This is a genomic window from Paenibacillus sp. FSL K6-2393, assembly GCF_038002545.1.
In the GTDB taxonomy this organism is placed as follows: domain Bacteria; phylum Bacillota; class Bacilli; order Paenibacillales; family Paenibacillaceae; genus Paenibacillus.
Window position 1 is genome coordinate 4,330,279 of the sequence record NZ_JBBOCU010000001.1, and the last position, 14,431, is coordinate 4,344,709.

18 protein-coding genes are annotated in these 14,431 nt (G+C 41.3%); 3 read left to right on the forward strand and 15 right to left on the reverse strand.

All coding sequences use genetic code 11. The features are described 5' to 3' along the window. Positions 1-5 precede the first annotated feature (5 nt). Both MHI14_RS18930 and MHI14_RS18935 read left to right on the forward strand, forming a co-directional pair. Entirely contained in the window at positions 6-1,595 is a 1,590-nt protein-coding gene (locus MHI14_RS18930) for a response regulator (RefSeq protein ID WP_249911811.1), read from the forward strand. Beyond that, positions 1,588-2,553, forward strand: coding sequence for a sugar ABC transporter substrate-binding protein (locus tag MHI14_RS18935; protein WP_249911022.1), 966 nt, complete (start codon positions 1,588-1,590; stop codon positions 2,551-2,553). Before MHI14_RS18930 ends, MHI14_RS18935 begins: the two co-directional genes overlap by 8 nt. A 445-nt stretch (positions 2,554-2,998) precedes the next feature. Here the strand turns inward: MHI14_RS18935 and MHI14_RS18940 are convergent, their stop codons facing one another. The 7 genes from MHI14_RS18940 to MHI14_RS18970 all read right to left on the reverse strand — a co-directional run bounded on the left by MHI14_RS18940 (position 2,999) and on the right by MHI14_RS18970 (position 8,075). After that, a complete protein-coding gene (locus MHI14_RS18940; protein WP_091031643.1) occupies positions 2,999-3,523 on the reverse strand; it encodes a GNAT family N-acetyltransferase in 525 nt (174 codons plus the stop codon). A gap of 37 nt (positions 3,524-3,560) precedes the next feature. After that, entirely contained in the window at positions 3,561-3,884 is a 324-nt protein-coding gene (locus MHI14_RS18945; protein WP_249911023.1) for a hypothetical protein, read from the reverse strand. A gap of 45 nt (positions 3,885-3,929) precedes the next feature. Further along, positions 3,930-4,376, reverse strand: coding sequence for a GNAT family N-acetyltransferase (locus MHI14_RS18950; RefSeq protein ID WP_249911024.1), 447 nt, complete (start codon positions 4,374-4,376; stop codon positions 3,930-3,932). Between the two features lie 180 nt (positions 4,377-4,556). Next, positions 4,557-5,384 (reverse strand): phosphotransferase family protein, encoded by an 828-nt coding sequence (locus MHI14_RS18955; protein ID WP_341131029.1) that lies wholly within the window; start codon positions 5,382-5,384, stop codon positions 4,557-4,559. Positions 5,385-5,459: 75 nt separating this feature from the next. Then, the gene (locus MHI14_RS18960; RefSeq protein WP_341131030.1) at positions 5,460-6,392 is read right to left on the reverse strand and encodes a hypothetical protein; all 933 of its coding nucleotides are present in this window, start codon (positions 6,390-6,392) and stop codon (positions 5,460-5,462) included. A 34-nt stretch (positions 6,393-6,426) separates the two neighbouring features. Then, positions 6,427-7,254 (reverse strand): methyltransferase domain-containing protein, encoded by an 828-nt coding sequence (locus tag MHI14_RS18965; protein WP_341131031.1) that lies wholly within the window; start codon positions 7,252-7,254, stop codon positions 6,427-6,429. Between the two features lie 44 nt (positions 7,255-7,298). Beyond that, a complete protein-coding gene (locus MHI14_RS18970; protein ID WP_341131032.1) occupies positions 7,299-8,075 on the reverse strand; it encodes a class I SAM-dependent methyltransferase in 777 nt (258 codons plus the stop codon). 157 nt (positions 8,076-8,232) lie between these two features. On the opposite strand from MHI14_RS18970, the gene MHI14_RS18975 reads away from it, so the two are divergent. Beyond that, a complete protein-coding gene (locus tag MHI14_RS18975) occupies positions 8,233-8,682 on the forward strand; it encodes a DUF1569 domain-containing protein (protein ID WP_091031656.1) in 450 nt (149 codons plus the stop codon). Positions 8,683-8,875: 193 nt separating this feature from the next. Here the strand turns inward: MHI14_RS18975 and MHI14_RS18980 are convergent, their stop codons facing one another. The 8 genes from MHI14_RS18980 to MHI14_RS19015 all read right to left on the reverse strand — a co-directional run bounded on the left by MHI14_RS18980 (position 8,876) and on the right by MHI14_RS19015 (position 14,260). Next, the gene (locus tag MHI14_RS18980) at positions 8,876-9,457 is read right to left on the reverse strand and encodes an HAD-IA family hydrolase (protein ID WP_091031657.1); all 582 of its coding nucleotides are present in this window, start codon (positions 9,455-9,457) and stop codon (positions 8,876-8,878) included. Between the two features lie 232 nt (positions 9,458-9,689). After that, on the reverse strand, positions 9,690-10,169 hold the full coding sequence (locus MHI14_RS18985) for a DinB family protein (protein WP_165980146.1): 480 nt from the start codon (positions 10,167-10,169) through the stop codon (positions 9,690-9,692). A 38-nt stretch (positions 10,170-10,207) separates the two neighbouring features. Beyond that, positions 10,208-11,026 (reverse strand): aminoglycoside N(3)-acetyltransferase, encoded by an 819-nt coding sequence (locus tag MHI14_RS18990; protein WP_341131033.1) that lies wholly within the window; start codon positions 11,024-11,026, stop codon positions 10,208-10,210. Positions 11,027-11,142: 116 nt separating this feature from the next. Then, positions 11,143-11,601: a DUF5662 family protein gene (locus MHI14_RS18995; protein ID WP_240767979.1), complete on the reverse strand. Its 459-nt coding sequence runs from the start codon at positions 11,599-11,601 to the stop codon at positions 11,143-11,145. 380 nt (positions 11,602-11,981) lie between these two features. Continuing rightward, positions 11,982-12,500: a phosphotransferase-like protein gene (locus MHI14_RS19000; RefSeq protein WP_341131034.1), complete on the reverse strand. Its 519-nt coding sequence runs from the start codon at positions 12,498-12,500 to the stop codon at positions 11,982-11,984. Between the two features lie 53 nt (positions 12,501-12,553). Next, complete coding sequence (locus MHI14_RS19005) at positions 12,554-13,036, reverse strand: DinB family protein (RefSeq protein WP_341131035.1); 483 nt, start codon at positions 13,034-13,036, stop codon at positions 12,554-12,556. Then, positions 13,033-13,761: a metallophosphoesterase gene (locus MHI14_RS19010; RefSeq protein WP_341131036.1), complete on the reverse strand. Its 729-nt coding sequence runs from the start codon at positions 13,759-13,761 to the stop codon at positions 13,033-13,035. The genes MHI14_RS19005 and MHI14_RS19010 overlap by 4 nt, the downstream gene beginning before the upstream one ends. 34 nt (positions 13,762-13,795) lie before the next feature. Further along, positions 13,796-14,260, reverse strand: coding sequence for a DUF4367 domain-containing protein (locus MHI14_RS19015; RefSeq protein ID WP_341131037.1), 465 nt, complete (start codon positions 14,258-14,260; stop codon positions 13,796-13,798). Between the last annotated feature and the right edge of the window lie 171 nt (positions 14,261-14,431).

Genomic DNA, 14,431 nt, shown 5'->3' on the forward strand with positions numbered 1-14,431 from the left:
AAAAGGTGATGATCGTGGATGACGAAATTGGAATTCGGGAGAATATACGGAGCTGCATTGATTGGGAAAAGGAAGGTTTTCACTATTGCGGGGATGCACCCGACGGCGAGCTTGCGTTACCTTTAATTCATGAATGGGCTCCGGATATTCTGATTACGGATATCAAAATGCCATTTATGAACGGATTGGAACTGACCTCCATCGTTCGCACTCAACAACCTGATATCAAAATCATTATCATGAGCGGTCATGATGAATTCAGCTATGCCCAGGAGGCCATCCGACTTGGTGTGACCGAGTACTGTCTAAAGCCCATTAGTGCAGCAGAGCTAATCCAAATGCTTCATAAGGTCAGCAAACAAATGGATGAAGAACATCAACGCATGACAAACCGGACGATCACCAAAGAAAAACTGCTGGCCGATCTGTGCGGAGGACTCATCGGTACAACCGATGCGATTGAATCAGCCAAACAACTCTCACTTCCACTCTCGGCCCGGTATTATACAATTGTCATTATCGACGTTCGATTAACAGATGACTCCCGGGACCCGGAATCCCTGATGAAGAAGCTGCTTCCCATACTGGAGGAAACTCGTGATCCCCACGTAGAACTTCTTCCCTATATTCGAAGCCGGACCGAGTTGGTGCTTCTGCTCAAGTATCACTCCGATGACAGCATATCCGTATATCTGGAGCAGCTTCGCGGGCGGGTTCGTATGGAACTTGAGCATACGTTCAAATGTAATATTATTCTGGGCATTGGCAGTCAACAGGAGCGGCTGCAAGGAATTCATGTCTCGTATCTGGAAGCGGAGGAGGATAAATATATTACCCGGCTCACCCTTCAGAACAGAGCTTCTCTACGTGAAAATAACCTGGATGAGCAAACGACTCTTTTTCTCGACAGGAATTCGTTTCTTGAATTCCTCAAAATCGGCAGCCCCAATCTGCGTGACCATTTTGTGCAGGAGTTTGCCGCTCCATTACAGTCCTTCGACTGGAAGTCCTCCTCGTATGGCTTCTATCTGTTGAATGATCTTACGCTGGAGTCGTTTCGGCTCGCGAATCAGTTGTTCCGCATGAGTGATCATTCGGATGAGAACATTACTTCCTTACAACAGACAATTCGGAAGATTACGTGCTGGGAGGATTGCACCCAATATCTGTGTTCCCTGCTTAACTTGTTATGGCAGAGAAGAGCAGCCTGCTCCGGTAAATACAGTGATGTCATTGATCAGGTGAAAGCTTATGTATCCCGTGAATACAATAACGAACAGGTCTCGTTGAAGATGATTTCTGCACACGTCAGAATCAGTCCAAGTCATCTAAGCAAGATTTTCAGTCAGGAAACCGGTCAAACGATAACGGAGTATCTAACCCAGATTCGAATCGGTAAAGCCAAGGAGCTGTTGAAAACAACCAACAACAAAACCTTTGAGATTGCTTACAAAGTTGGTTACAACGATTCTCACTATTTTTCTAATATATTCAAGAAAACAACAGGTTTTACGCCAAGAGAATACCGAACTCAAGGAACCGAGGAATCGCAGGCCAGACCATCAGATATGAGAAAAGAGCAAATGTATGAATAAAGCCAGATTTGCACTTTTACTTACACTAATACTTCTGTTCCCGATGATCATTTCATCCGGTTCGGCACACATTCGGCCACAGCAAATGGCTGCAACACTTCCTGCAACTTCACCTGTAGAGAAATCTGCAGCGAGCAAAACTTTTGGTATTATCTATCCAATGACGTATCCAACCTATGAGATGATCACGAAGGATGCAACGGAGTATGCAGGGAAACACAATATCACGTTAATTGTAAACGCTCCTGATGAAGCCAATACCGAACAACAGATCCGTATCATGGAGAATATGATTAAACAGCATGTGGACGGAATCGCTATATCTCCTGTGGATGCTGCTGCACTTACACCCGTTATTGATGCAGCCCAAGCTGCGGGTATTCCTGTCATTACATTTGAGTCAGATGTCCCATCCAGTCATCGAATCGCTTATGTGGGCGCCGATAACTATCGTACTGGCCAGCAATTCGCGATGACGACTACAAGACTTCTGCATAATCAAGGCATGATTCTTGTCGAGAATGGCTTGGAGGAGATGCAAGGTTTGCAGCAGCGGCTTAATGGATTCATTGATTATATCCGCAGTGAAACAGACATCGAAATCTTGGAAGTTCGTTATCATCAAGGGAATGAAGATCAAGCCATGTCCGATATGGAGAACATGATTCAAGCTCACCCTCACTTCAATGCGATTATCGGGCTCGATTTTGTTTCTGTCTCTGCCTCTACTCTGATCTGGAAAGCCAAAGGCCTTAACCGGCATTTAATCGCGTTCGGTGACAGCCCGACCAGTGAAAACGGGTTGCTCAACGGTCAATTGTCTGCCGTTATTTCGCAGAATGAAGGAGTCTGGGGTACCAAAATGATGGAGACCCTGTTACTCGCTAGCGACGGAGTGCCTGTGAAGGAATTTATTGATACGGGGATCATTGAAATAAACCAGGAAGGTAGTAATTAAGGGGAGGTCCTCCTGTCATTCTGATGACATGAGAACCTCCCCATTTAAATTTTCGTACACGTAGTTATTACATCCGTTAATCGAAGCATGAAAGATGACCTTTTTCTGAGAATTGCTCATATCTATCCTTTACGTTTAAGCTTCATAATGAGCCGATCCAGGATGAACCCCACTCCGCCCCAAAAAATCAAATGTAACAAGTATATTAACGGCCTGAACAATGAGTTCGTCTCTGGATTTGTATTTATTTTGGTCAACCAGTCATTCAGCAACGGATTTATAGGATTCGTTAGGTAAATCAGAATATTCTTATCATCGTTTCCTGATAAATTAATGAAACATACGGTTAGCGAGAAAATGACAAACCAAAAAGTCAGCTTTTTCAGTATGTTCAGCATGACGAGTGGGTGAACCTCCTCTCAAGTATATGATGCCTTTTGAGAAGTTATTTTTTCCATTCATCTTCCAGAATGCTCATCTCAATAAGATTCCAGAAGGTATCTTCATATCTTCTTGCATCACGAATAAGTCCCTCTTGTACAAAGCCCGCTTTTTCATAACATCGGATGGCTGAGACATTAAAATCAAATACGCCCAGACTGATCCGGTGTAACTTCTCCTCTTCAAATCCAATTCGAAGTGCCTCATCGATCATTTGCTTCCCATAGCCTTTACCCTGATATGGCTTGCCAAGGAGCACCTTACCAATGCGCCCTGAACGATTATATCGATCGATACCGCCAAGAGCAATATGGCCTACAATCTCCTGGGTCGATTCATCCATCACTTTATAAATGAACTTATTTGAAGTGTTTTTATCATTGGCACCATGCAAATAATCCGATAGCTGTTCTCTGGAAAGTGGATAATGGAACTGAGGGCCGGCCCACTGGAGCAGAAATGCTTCATCCCCACTCCACTCGATTAGTTGTTCAAAATCTTCCGGTTCAAAGTATTGGAATGTAATCATATCAATCTGCCCTTTCTTTTTTATGTCATATCATAACCTATTTCAGTTCTCTTGTGTCGTCATAATTATGAGTTTCATCAAACGCTTTGTTTCTTATATTCATTTCTCGGATGGAGTTCTGAATCCAATTCATTCTAGCTAATAAACAGATAACTCCACCCAAAATGCATATCGCGCCTATCCAATAATTCAGTGCAAAATTCACCTGATAATCACTCGGAGTATAACTGCCAGCTGCTGCTGACTGGAATGCTGCATACCCTAGCTTGGGAATCACCTCTTCAATTATTTTTGAGATCGTAATAATCACAATGCCTAACATGATAAAGAGTAATGAGAAAATAATGTGTACATGCTTCAAAGACAAACTACCTCCTTTACAATCCAAATCGCGTGCGTTTGGGCACTACTTGCATCTTAGAAGCCGAACAACTTCGCCATCAATCAGCCCTTCACTTACTCTCTGAAAACCAAGTGATTCATACAAATTCCCGGCGATACTATTTTCCGGCCTATGTCCAATCATGATGCATTTGCATTTCAGTGATTCTTTCATTAGATCAATCAACTTCCTAAGCGCTTCTCTTCCATAACCTCTGCCCTGATATTTTGTATCTACCATTAGAGCAAGAAGCCAGTAGTTATCCTCATGATCCGGCTTATCTGAGTACACAGCAAAACCAACCAGATCCGAATCATAATAGATGGCCATGGGGTGAAAATCGGTCACCACCTTGGATTCAGCAATCCAATATACAACCGGCGCGGGAAAACTTTTTTTCTGCTCTTCCGTTACATTCAGTTGGGTACATGCATACCAATTATCCACCGACACACGTTTTAAATGAATCATAGTTTGAAATTCCTCCTCGTGAAGATTACACAGAGGAATCCCTCGGAACCCTTCCTTGGGTCCTCTGCGCTAGACAAAAACACCTGTGGCAACTTTATTTCTTCTACTCAGATTCGTATTGTTTCTCATATCACATCACTCCTTTCACGTATATTTCAGCGTTTCAACGAAATTTCACGATTAAGCCTTGTTAAAGCTCGCTTGCAGTGTCCATTCTAATCTGCGCAGCCATTCCCTATGTACATCTGGATGAGCATTCTTGATTCGGTTCATGATCTGAATTACTTTGGATGTGGAATATGCCCGAATTAGATCATTTGTTACTTCAATATTTGTACGTTCTGTATATGCATTTAAGAAGACTTCTGACAGATCCTTTGCCATGTGAGGATAATGAAGATGCACAAACCACACCACCCATGCGATATCAAACAATGGATTGCCCCATCCTGCCCACTCCCAATCCAAAATGAACATTGAATCGTTGGATAACATGACATTATGCGGTCCGTAATCTCCGTGAATCAGAGTTTGCTCCCCATGATCGGAAATGTGCAACACTTCTTTTACCATGCTTTTGATTCCGGAGGGTACAAACTCAAGTCCCTCCACATCCATAGCGGACTTCGTTACGACTGGCAACTCTACTTCGCAATCATCTCGTTTGATGGAGTGCACATCTCTGGCGAGATATATACCAAGCTGCTCATAAATTTTCCTGCCTTGTTCACGTTCATCTTGATCCAGCAGCCTCTGTGCGTTTATTCCTGGAACGTAATCCATTATAACAAACAGCCAGTTTTCTTTTTCAAAGCAATCATGCAATCGCGGAGTCACGCCAGAATGATTTAACAACGTTAGCGCGCTTATTTCTGTCCTTGCATCTGTATTTTCTACATGATAGATTTTAGCAATCTTCTGCGGATCAGTTCCTTCGAGTAAGAGGGTCGTATTGGTATAACCACCTGTTAGTTTAACAATGTTCACATTCGGAAATCTGTTTAACAAGATGTCATGGTTCACTTCATGCATTCCTTCTTTCTTATTTCTTGAAGTGCAGTCCTCTTTTATGCAAAGTCAAACCTAATCTTCGATCTCTGAAAGCACAGGGCTATGTTTAATGAGCTCAGCGATTTCAAAAGATTCATTGGCACCTAGCGCTTCTCTAACAGCCTCAACCCCTTCTGACTTCCATACCGAACAGACATATTTAGAAAAAGCATACCCATTCAAAGCATATCCGCTGTTCTGCAGCCATCTGAATAACTCCACACTTTCCTCTACCTTTTCAATATCTGTCAAAATACATGCCAGATTGTTCAACGCAATGTGAACATCTCTCTGTGAGTTACTGGATGAATTCAATTGTCCCCAGCTACCTACAACTTCCTGATTTTTTATTTGATCTAATGCTGACCAGTCGATATTGTTTATCAAATTCAGCGTTTCATCCAGAAGCAGATTTACTTCTCTAACGTCACTGGAATGATGCAGATAGGCCAGACACTGTTTGTTATATGTAATCCGGGCAAAAAGAATATTGGACCATGACTCATCTTCTTGTATGAGTTGGTTCATATTTTCAAGCACACTGCCCATTTCACTGTATCTCTCCAAAACCCACAGTGAACCACCCAAAGCCCGATGGCTCTCGAATCGAACACCTCGGTTGGTATCCACCTCCGGGGCATGATCACAAGCATATTGGTACCAATCCATCCAATGATCAAAGTAGTTTCCCAGAGATAATGACAACGCTTGTGTTGAATCCGAAACAATCCAGTGTAACTGCTCCGGAGCGAGATTTTCTTTCCCCCATTCGAAGAATGCCCGGTGATTGGCATAAAGCAGTTCCGGCTCTCTTAACAAGGCATAACCATCAGAAATATTCCAGTAGACCCAGCCTCTTTCATGGACAGACAATTTCCTGGATTGTTCGAAGTTTTTCAGTAACTCAATCATACCCTGATGATCCCCTCGAACTACTAATTCCTGAAAAGATTGAACGAGATTCATCCCCATCCTCCGTCCCTAATTAGTTTCAACCCAGCTATGTCAATGGCTTCGTGCCGCAAGCTGTAATGAAATTCATCATGGCATAGGCTTTCGGCGAATAATTTATAGCTTCAGAAGCTTGTTGCAGCTGAGCAAATTCCTCCGAACTGATCACACCTTTTTCAGCAAAATGTACAAAACGATTAAGATTAAACTGGTGCTTAAAGCCTTCTATGCCTAACAGATCACTATGTTGAAGGACAGAATCAATGTCGACATCGATGTATCCGTTCTCAGAAAGGAGACGCGGCAGACTTCTACCAATTAAACGATTACCGCCGTGTTGTGCCACATAATCCGAAATTTTCATTAATACCGTATGCAAAGCAGGAACATCAGGATTCACCGCTCCAAAAACGCCGTCATCCACATCAATAATGGCAAGACGGCCGCCAGGCTTCAGTACACGATATATCTCTTGTGCAGCTTCGTCAGGATTGTTCAAATGAAGAAAGATCAGTCTTGCCACGACAAAATCAAAAGAATCATCAGGCAGATCCATGTGGTAGATGGAAGATTCTACAAATTGTAATCGCGTGGAAGGAATATCTTTCAGCCGTTCTTTGGCTTGTGCTTGCAGTGAATGATCAATCTCAAGCGAGGTAAGCTCGCTGTCTGGCAGACTGTTCAATAGTTGCTCTGTAATGTAACCCGGTCCGCTTCCGACCTCCAATACACGCATTCCATTTTTCAAACCATACCATTCTAGATTTCGGAACTCTTTGGGCCACCCCATTACCGCTTGCATCTTTAACCTCTCTAATTCCTCTTGTAAACTTAAAACTGCCGTTTGGATACTGTATGTTGAACGCGGATCACTCATATATTCTCTCCTGTTCTTCAGTAGATTAATAAAAACATATATTCTTAGACCTTTTTCTTCCCAAGAAAAAGAGCAACCTTATGTTGTTTCTCTATCGTTCCACCTGCAGCATCTATGGAATCTTTGACTCGCTCCAGAAGTGAACGCCGAACATCCTCAGCCAGCTGTTGATGCTTGGAATTTGTATTTAATAAAGCGACATATTCTTCGCTGGAGCAAGTCTGTATCCAGTTATACTCCTTAACCTCAATATCCGTGAACAAGCCGGATTTTTCTGTTATTTCTTTACGCTCCTGGATAACTTCATCTGGCGAAGGATAGTGAGAATCATCCAGATGAGGGGCTAATGCTATGTAGTGTGAACGAATTTCATTGTGCAGCTGGTCATAGACCGGTACATGAACCGTCCAGAAAAGTCCAATGCCGCCTGTATTCTCTAGCAATTCCCAAGCCCGGCGATAACTAACTTCCGGATCAATGAAGTGAAAGGCCGTTCCAGACACAATCAATTGAAATCGCTTTCCTTCGTTATTCCAGTTCTCAAAGGAAGTGTTGATTACTTGAATCGTTGGATATGACTTGAATTTGTCTGCGGTGAACTGTGCCAAGTTGCTGCCTAATTCAATACACGTGATGTTTGTATAATCCTTGCTCACCAATCCGCCAGTGGCCTGCCCCGTTCCGCAGCCAATCTCAACAATGGAATCCTCTTTATTAAGATTCAGATATGTAAAAATATCATCAAACATTTCACTCGGATAGACGGGTCTATATCGTTCATATTCATTGGTTACGAGATTAAACGTTTCCTTATTTTCCAAGTTCGCATCCTCCGATTTCAATTGTGGTTTTCCCATAATACATTGACTAAACTTACCATATCTTATTATTCTTGATAGTAAGAGGATAAACCTTTCAATAAGAGAATGATGATAGTTTAAGTTCAAATTTTATATCCTAGAGGACTGAGGTGTTCTTGTGAAAAGTATATTTGATACGATAAATGCTGCTGAAATTAAAGAGCGCATGGATCAACTTAGTGAAAATTCCATCCCTAAATGGGGCACGATGCAGGTCTCTCAGATGCTGGCTCACTGTTCAGCATTTCATGATATCCCCTTAGGAAATGCTTTTCCACCTAGAGGATTACTTGGGAGACTTATAGGACGGTTCGCAAAACCAATGTTTTATAATGACAAGCCCTTGCCCCATAATATGTCTACGATCCCGACAATCATTATTGATGACCAACGACAGTTTATGGCAGAAAAAGAAAAGCTTAAGCAGCAGATTAATATCTTTCAACAAGGTGCTTCAGAAAAATTCTCCCGCCACCCCCATCCCTTCTTCGGAAAATTAACAGCCGAGCAATGGGGTAAAGGCATATACAAGCATTTAGATCATCATCTAAAGCAATTTGGAGTTTAGCGGTTATGCACTGCGATTCCTTGATTATTAGATTGCGAAATAGCAAGATAATCTTTTGCTTCAATCATACTTCCTTCATCCAGAGCTAAAGGATAATTGTTCCCGCTCGCATTCCAGAAGGGAGATTAGATTTCATTCGAAGGTTAGGCTTGTTAATTCCCTATGCCTAAATAACACGTTCATCCTTTTCATTCTAAATTAGCAGTGACTCAATTTCATTAACCCAATCTCCTTCTTCGTCAGCCAGTAAAGTCGTCCAGCCAAGTAGCTTAGCAGAATGTAAATTCTTCTCTTGATCATCTATAAATAGAACCTCTTCTCCAGCTGCCAGGAAGGTTTCGACCCTTTGGTATATTTCAATCTCGGGTTTGCATAAACCCACTTGATTAGAGATGGTTACACTTTTGGTAAATGAGCTTAAACGACTCAGATTCGGCTCAATCCATTCCTTACAATGATTGCTGAGCAGATGGATATCGGCGGACTCACTCCATCGCTCAAGGTATTGAGCGGTTGGTAAGGGAACAATTGAATTGTATAAGATGTCCTTCGCTCGGCTTATTGATAATTCGGGATACATCTCCTTTAACGATTGCCAGAACTCTTCTTCCCTCATCATTCCTGTCCAGAGCTTTCGTTTGATTCCTGCAAAATGTACTTTCAAAGATTCTGCCGATAGGTTGGTTTCCTCACTCATATCTTTCCAGCACGTCAACGACATATTACTTAACAAAACCCCTGCGATATCTAAAACGATCTGTGGTCTGCCTTTCATTTTATCGACCCCCGAGTTCAACTAATACGACGTATAACAGGCCTCAAGTTACTTAAAGGCATCATGTGGAAGGACAGCATGCACACCCTTTGGTAAATGAACCAATCAGATTTTCCTGAGTTAATTCAATCGTATGTGTACTCACTACAATCCCTCCCTGGTTTGGGATACGTATTATATTCAAAGCAAGCCACATGCTGCATTCCGTGCCGCCTCCTACATGCTAAATCCTTTACGCTTCAAGATTGGCAAGATATTTCTTCAACGGTTCCATATGATGCTGGTCATGCCATATAAAATCTTTAAGGTACTGGGGAATATAAAATACGTTCCCCTCTGCGTCTAAATACGTCTGATGAAGCTGTTCCTCCGCTAACCCTCGAATGTCATTCATAATTTTATGGCGGTACGTGATAGCCTTATTTACGATTTCGGACGTCTCTGTGCGGTTACCAAATTCAATAGCTTTGCGATTAAACTCTTCAAAATTCATATGTTTTAACGTAACTGGCTGCTTCAGAGCAATCTTCTCAATCGCTTGCTTGTAAAAATATCGGTCCCATAACATCACATGGCTGACGATGGATTTTATCGTCCATTTCCCTTCTTCCATGCTGGAATTCCAGGTCTTCTCTTCAAGATGATTCATCGTTTTGACAAACAACGCCCATTCTTCAAAAGTTCGAAGCAAATGTTCAATCTCTTTGGTCATGAGTACATTTCCCCCTTCTTTCTTTTTGAAATGATTCACTACTCTACATGTTCTCTTCGGTTCCGATTCATCCATTCCAAAGCATAATCAACCATCTCTCTTTGGGGTATCAAATAACTCACAGCTTTCCCTACAATTCCTTCGGTAACAGCGTTAGTCTGGATCTTAAACTCATTAAAAATCAATTCAAAATCATCCGATTCATTGTTAATATCATCGTATGTAGTCCATTGTTCAATCCCATTCACCAGCATTTTTACTCCCCAGACTTTTGGCTTAACAAATGTATTCTGCTGTTTATACTCTGCCAGGTGTAAGGAGGTGTTACTATTTGTAGGCGCACCAAGTAACAGAATGTATCCACTCAAATCATAGATTTTTCCTAACGGAGATTTCTCATTTAATGCATAATGCAAGTTGTGATCTTCTATTATCCGTTTGCCCTCTTTCCCCCAGGCAGCAAAAGACATGTGCGGATGTGAGCTTCGTAACACACCATCTTGCTTCCGAAACACCTCAGGAATGATGCCCATATACGAGGTTGGGGTTAAATCAGGATAATAAATAGGCATATTGTCTTTGATGAACTCAATTTCCTCTGAAGACAGGTTCGCATCATGCTCTGAAGGTTCACAAAGATGTTCTGTTTGAGTGGGCATGACAATGGTTCCATTGATTCCAACGGCTTCTTCCAGAGCTAAAATAACATTTACCGGGCCGCCTATAACCTTACCTATTGCTTTGAAGGAGGAATGAACGATTATCGTCATGCCCTTCTTAACACCTAAGCCTATTAAATCATTAATGAGCGTACTTTTTGTAATTCCACCTGTTATCATATGAACTTTTAATCCCACCCTGTATTGATAATTCCCCGTCTAACATTCCATTCTTTCAGCATTTTTCGTTTTACGGCAGCCTGCTCTGCTATGGCTAATTCCAAAAACCGCATATCATTTTGGATCATCATTATTCACCTCTCTAATAAGTACTGCATAAGCGCTTCTCTCGTCATTGGATGCAGAATAACATCTTCCGAGTTCATCATACGTTCTGCCAAATTGGAATCTTTGACTCTGCGGCCCCATTTTCTTGAAAAAGATCTCCAGTCACATACCATTTCTATAAAATATTTTTTTGGCATAGGCAAAGCTTCTTTTGTAGTTCTGTTTACAATCCAATACTCCCAATGATGTTTATTATGATTCTGGTGATGTAACCATGCGTTCTTCCATCTTAGTTCTGTATCTTCGTCTTTACGGCCCGCATAAAACTTGATTGCATAAGGGATAAATTCTTGAGGACAAAACTTGGATAAATCATGAAGCAGCCCCTGTACATATAAACCTTCATGCCAGCACTCGATTAAAACATTCAATTTATGTTCAGTTACATATAAAAAGTACCTCCAATATGCAGAAAGCAATGTCATCCCCCTAACCTACTATTTTCGAACCCTACAGCTTCCTGGCATGATTGAAGCAGTTTATCCCAAATATCTTGAAATCTTAGTTTAATACAGCCTCCCTTAAAGGATATAAATTCGTTGTAAATCGCAGATGAACTCCTCTGGCAAAAGCCTTTCTACCAAGTGAACTACTTTCTCTACGTAGCTTGGTGTAATCACCTGATCGGAAAATAATAGGTAAATTCATGTTGCTCATCAATTGCCTGCTCTGTCAATGGATGATATCTCGTTTGTCATGAAGAAGCAGTCGTGCCCTACAGTCAAAAAGCTAGAACATCATGCTATCCATGCTATAGACGCCCCAGCTTCTTTCTTTCATTCTCTTCAATTCATACAGTGAAGCTTTATTCACTTTTAAACAGCGTATTGATAATCCTCTCCGCACATTCTTCCGGTGTGTTCATACTTGTATCAATCGAATAGCTATAGTTGATGTGTTTGGCCATGATTTGATGCTGCTCATCCGATTGCTCTTCTCTTCGGTCGCCACGTTCGATGTTCCGCTGACGGCAGATGTCGAGGGGACAATATAACTCAACGATATCCAGTGGATACCCTTCAAAAATCTGTTTGACTTGTTCATAATGCGGCGCGAGCTCCGGTCTTTCCACAAGTATGCCATCGATCAGAACATGCTTTCCATGGTCTGAAAATACTTTTGCCGTATGATACATCATTACAATCGCTTCACTCAGATACTTCCAGTAATCCGTCTGAAGATGTTTATCACCGATCGTATTTTCAAATAAATCATTAGCCACAACATAGAAAAACGGATCATCGTATGATTGCATCGCCTCTACAATTGAAGTTTTACCAGAGCTGGTTACACCGTTCAAAAATATAATTTTGCCTTTTTCCATGATGTTCATCTTCCTTTGCTAAGTATAATTTTATAAATGTAATACAGCGTGTACTACGTGTGTTTCATTGATTTTTTGAGCAGCATGATCTGGCCAATATGATAGGCATTATGAATACATAGATTTGATACAACTCCCCACCATGGCGCGTTGAAATAGGAGGGAATTTCACGAGTCAATTTATGTTCTTCACTATCTTCAAGTGCCCTGTTCCAATCACCAAAGACGTTTTTCAGTCTATGTAATGTCTTGCCCCACTCCACATCATTCAAGTTAGACAGATCTATGTCAAATGTATCCTCATTATTCACTGAATGCTGCCCGTCGACCTGTTCGGCAACATATCTCTCAAGCCACTTCTCATTCCAGAAAATAAGATGATTGACGATCGCCCAAATGGAGTGCTCCCCTTCATTCTTTACATAAGCGGCCTCCGCCGCATTGAGTTCTATCAAAATATCATGCAGCGGAATAAACCAGCTCTTGTCATGATAACAGGCATTTAATTGGTCTATGAGAATAGCTTTGTAACTCATCGTTGCACCTCATTCAGATTAAACTTTGAATCAGAAGTTACGTAAGAACCATTTTGGTAAATTAAACCATTCAATTGCATTCCATAGGCACATCCACCATCAATGCCTATCTTGTCTTCACCAAACCAAACATCCGCAGATCCATGAATGTCTATCGTTGTTGTATGTCCAAAGACGATCTTTTTGTGTAGATTGGTGAACGTATGATGAATAAATTTATCTTTGATATACATAAAATCATGATCTGGTTGTTTCCGCCATTCTATGTAATTAGGATTTAATCCGGCATGAACGTAAATATGTGTCTCATCCTCATGGTATAGAGGTAATTCACTCAAAAAATCAATATGATGACCGTAATCTATTTTTATTGACTCTCTCGCATGGTCCAACATTTCATCAGAAATTGCGCCTTCAATATTACAATAGCTCTGAAGTGTTTGAAGCCCTCCATGTTCAATAAACTTGGCTTTAATTAATGAACTTCCCTCATTTATAAAATCAACGAATCGTTGGTCATGATTGCCTCTTAATGCAATCGCATGATGTTCATGAACTAATTGAATCACCTTATTAACGACCTCTTTGCTGTTGGGGCCTCGATCTACGTAGTCTCCAAGCAGGATTAGTTGATCATATTTCGAGTTGTAATTGATATCATGCAATAACTGATTAAATGGATCAATGCAGCCGTGAATATCGCTAATCATTATCTTCCGATTCATAGAAACTCCTTTTAGAACAGTTAGAATATAAGCATTATCCGTTCATAGACTTCGCAATCTTCATCACAAGATCTTCTGACATCTTTCTGCCAATGATCTCGTATTGCAGTGCCTTCCCATGCACATCCTCTTCGATCCATATCAATTGGGAAGTTTCGTTATTGAAAATATAAAATGCTTCGACGCCACGTATGGCTGCTTGTTTAACCGTAGTACCGCCATGATCAGGCAATGGGATCCGGCTCTTTGTTGTCCCGAAAATATTAAGTTTATAACCACCGTATTCTTTATACGTAATGCTGATGCCCACAACCTTCTTATTGGGCTTCAGGTCTCGTATCACTACATTTCTGCCTGACCTGTTACTTTCTTCAATCATTTCATCAATTTCTTGCGGAGTTAAATTATCAAATCCATAAAATACATGAATGGCATCTATATCAGAATCAATCGGAAATTTCGGCTGCCATGGAGAATAATGTTTCTGCAATTGTTCCAAACCGTCTTCCCATGAAATGGGTGCATAATTGGTCTGTTGCGTGAATTGGTTCTCTATAACATCTGCGGTGTATATCGCTTTCCCGTCACCAGGCTTTAAGTCAATGACGATTCGGTCAATCGCATTATCGCGTAAGGATTCAATTTAAATTTTTCCAAGCACATCTCCGCT